The sequence below is a fragment of the Photorhabdus heterorhabditis genome (assembly GCF_001280945.1).
Lineage (GTDB): Bacteria > Pseudomonadota > Gammaproteobacteria > Enterobacterales > Enterobacteriaceae > Photorhabdus > Photorhabdus heterorhabditis.
Genome location: NZ_LJCS01000129.1, coordinates 1 through 3,204, shown reverse-complemented (window position 1 = coordinate 3,204; position 3,204 = coordinate 1). Strand labels below are relative to the sequence as shown.

At 35.8% G+C, this 3,204-nt stretch carries 3 protein-coding genes and 1 pseudogene; 2 read left to right on the top strand and 2 right to left on the bottom strand.

From position 1 onward, the window contains the following. Both AM629_RS22795 and AM629_RS25155 read left to right on the top strand, forming a co-directional pair. On the top strand, positions 1 to 118 hold a 118-nt coding region (locus AM629_RS22795; RefSeq protein ID WP_152912048.1), incomplete at its 5' end, for a phosphate acyltransferase. A gap of 266 nt (positions 119 to 384) precedes the next feature. Next, positions 385 to 846, top strand: a pseudogene (locus AM629_RS25155) (transposase); the annotation flags it as partial. Here AM629_RS25155 and AM629_RS20700 read toward each other — a convergent pair. Both AM629_RS20700 and AM629_RS20695 read right to left on the bottom strand, forming a co-directional pair. Then, positions 822 to 1,604, bottom strand: coding sequence for a TSUP family transporter (locus AM629_RS20700; RefSeq protein WP_054481652.1), 783 nt, complete (start codon positions 1,602 to 1,604; stop codon positions 822 to 824). The pseudogene AM629_RS25155 and the gene AM629_RS20700 sit on opposite strands and share 25 nt — an antisense overlap. A 286-nt stretch (positions 1,605 to 1,890) precedes the next feature. Beyond that, positions 1,891 to 2,985 carry a Fe(II)-2OG oxygenase family protein gene (locus AM629_RS20695; RefSeq protein ID WP_235525566.1) on the bottom strand — a complete coding sequence of 365 codons (1,095 nt, stop codon included), beginning with the start codon at positions 2,983 to 2,985 and terminating at the stop codon, positions 1,891 to 1,893. Positions 2,986 to 3,204 lie beyond the last annotated feature (219 nt).

Genomic DNA, 3,204 nt, shown 5'->3' with positions numbered 1-3,204 from the left:
GCCAATGCTGCAAGGTATGCGCAAACCAGTGAACGATTTGTCCCGTGGCGCTTTGGTAGACGATATTGTTTACACTGTCGCACTGACTGCGATTCAATCAGCACAGGGAGAAGCGTAACCGCTTCTTGCACTTGCCCCAATTAAATTAATCAAGGTCTGACCTCTTTAATAAGATTCAGACCTTTGAATTTATTCTTCTGCGTTATATACCCGTTATCTTTTCAAGTTACCTCTTTGTTGGCTGCACTCACTCACCCCGGTCACCAGGGCGGGATTCCACTTTGTATTTAATTTAACCTGAGGTTTGCTTAAGAAGGGAACTAAGTGCCTGAGGCACGATCAAAGTTTTTGTCAAAGAAAACAAAATCGTGGAGATCCTCAGGCATGTTTAATTTAGAAGAACTTTACTGCTGCGTCGATGACTTTTGCCAAAAATTTATTCCTCTCTGGCATCAACAGTTAATTGAACATGGTTTGCTCAAACGTCGCCGCGAAGCTTCCCTTTCTCTCAGTGAAGTCATGACGATACTCATTCTATTCCACATGAGCCATTATCGTGATTTTAAAACGTTTTATATTCAGCAGGTTAAACACTATCTTCAGGCCGATTTTCCCCAGTTGGTCAGCTACACCCGGATGTTAACCTTGAAGCAAAGGGCGCTCATTCCTCTTTGTGCTTTTCTTTCGTCACGCAAGGCTGAAACCCAGGGGATCGCTTTTATTGATTCAACCAAAATTGCCGTTTGCCATAATCTCCGTATTCCCCGTCATCGCGTATTTCAGGGCGTCGCACAGCGAGGGAAAACCAGTACCGGCTGGTTTTATAGAAGATTAAGGATCATAATCCGTAGCGGGTTGTTTTCAGCACTAATAAGTTTAATCGCTAACACACAGCATACCAATATCAGCATCGGCCTTATTAAACGAGGACCTATTTTAACAGCATAACGTGCGCCTAACTGTGCTCCAGCAAAGGACGCTATAGCCATTGCTAAGGCTAACGGCCATATAATGACGCCTTTAGTGATAAAAATGAACAATGCACCAATATTGCATGAAGCATTTGCTAACTTAGTAAAACTCATTGCCCGCATCATCTCAAGGCCACAGAAGAACATAAAACTCATCATGAGAAAAGAACCCGTTCCTGGTCCAAATATGCCATCATAAAAACCAAGTACCGGAGCGATTAAAAATGAAAATAACAATACAGATATTCTTTTCCTATTACTTCTCCCACTAAGTTTCGGAGCGAAGATAAAATAAATTGCGACGACGATTAATAATATTGGCACACAAGCTTCTAATACTCTCTTACTAACCACACTAACAAATAATGCACCACTAACTCCTCCTAATAGGCTAAAAAGTACTAAAAATACTGAATTTCTCCACTCAATCAATCCATTACGCGCAAAAATTACAGTAGCTGATATACTAGCCGAAGTTGCTTGAAGTTTATTAGTTGCCATAGCACTGATAGGTTCTATTCCTGCTAGAAATAGCGCGGGCAATGTTATTAATCCTCCTCCACCTGCTATTGCATCAAAAAAACCTGCCAAAAAAGCAATAGTTGCTAGTATGCCTATTAGGTCCCATTCCATAATGATTCCATATATTATTAAACGTTTTAAAATAGCTTAAATTATTAATAATGCAAGCTATTCAATAGAATTTCATAATTGTACTTCATACTCAGTCAACCCTTTTTGCAAAAGAATGTGACATACTTAAAAATCCAATCAAAAAAACCCTTGGATTCACATAATAAGTGCAGCACTTTAGTCCAACACTTTAAAAGTGCCATTTAATATAGCATTCCAAATAATTAAAAATTAAATATAACTATACTTTATTAAATTTCATTGTAATAACACAACGAGTAATTATTTAGCCTTTAAGCAATAAAGGATCATCTGAGATAACAACTCCTTCCGCATATTTTGCAAGACCAAACAACCGAACTAACAATCGACGATTATCCTTTACTATATCCCGACAATGTAATGCTCGATAATTATTAATAGCAATTGCAGATTCCTGTGTTAATACATATCGATACGGTATAGCATCGTTAACTGCCTGACAAAATATTTCATATGCTTTCTTGACAACATCTGAGGCTTTTTCATCAACAGAAAAACGGTAGGAGTTATATCGGATAGAGAAAGAGAATTTTTCATTAAAATCTATTATAGATACCCCCTTACCATCTTCTTCCTTTTCGTCGGCATAAGAGTCACTATATGTAAAATTAAAGTTGCATGACGACAGAGCCAAAACATTAGTTGCACCAACCCTTTCTAATACTTCAGGCATTGGAATAACAAATGTAGGTTCCATTAGAGGATTCCACATTGATGATAAAATCAAAGAAGACGGTGAAGGAGAATGACTATTTTTAACTTTCACTGCGCTCCAATATGGTCCTTCGGTGTGAGGGCCAAGGGATAAGCCTGAATGAGAACTTAATTCTACTCTATTATTTTCAGAATCAATATCCTGCAAACCTCCCTCTTTAAAATGAGCAACCAGACGCACTATTTTATCATAATTTTCAATATCATATGCAAAAGCTCTATGTTCAACAAGTTCCAGTAAGATTTGATTACGAGCCGCCAAATAAAGGATAGCATATTGATTATCTAGTGAAGAAAACGAGGGTAATTTATCAGGGAGTATATCATTGGTAACTTTTTTCATCCCTTCAAAAACTAGAGCGGACATTAAACCATCAGAATATATTCTGATCACTTCTTGTTGGATTTCTGAAAATGTTTGTTTTAATTCAATACCAGCTTGTACCACAATCATTCTAATTCCGCTAACCTGTGGACCACCACGTTTAGCAATATCTTCGGAAAAATAGTGAAGCAGGTTAGCTTGATGTTCATTAAATATAAATAAGTTAATTTCCTTATTTTTTTGTACAGTATCCGATGAAATCATCTTTTTATTTTTTTCTACAACTAGATTACATTCCATTTTTATACCCTTAGTTATTTTAATTTAATTTAATTATGTGTTTTAAACTATATTATCAGTTATTAAAGTAATTACCAGAATAAAAACACACTTTAAGATTCTATATTATTATATTTTGTGACTTTAATGAAATTATAAATCAAAGTTATATTTTTATGTTTTATAACTTCTTACGCTTATTAATTGTTATTTATTAAAAACACAGTATAACCGATATAC

Excerpts from the sequence above, each read along its gene's own strand:
- AM629_RS20700 (WP_054481652.1), bottom strand. The coding sequence starts at position 1,604 with ATGGAATGGGACCTAATAGGCATACTAGCAACTATTGCTTTTTTGGCA.
- AM629_RS20695 (WP_235525566.1), bottom strand. The coding sequence starts at position 2,985 with ATGGAATGTAATCTAGTTGTAGAAAAAAATAAAAAGATGATTTCATCG.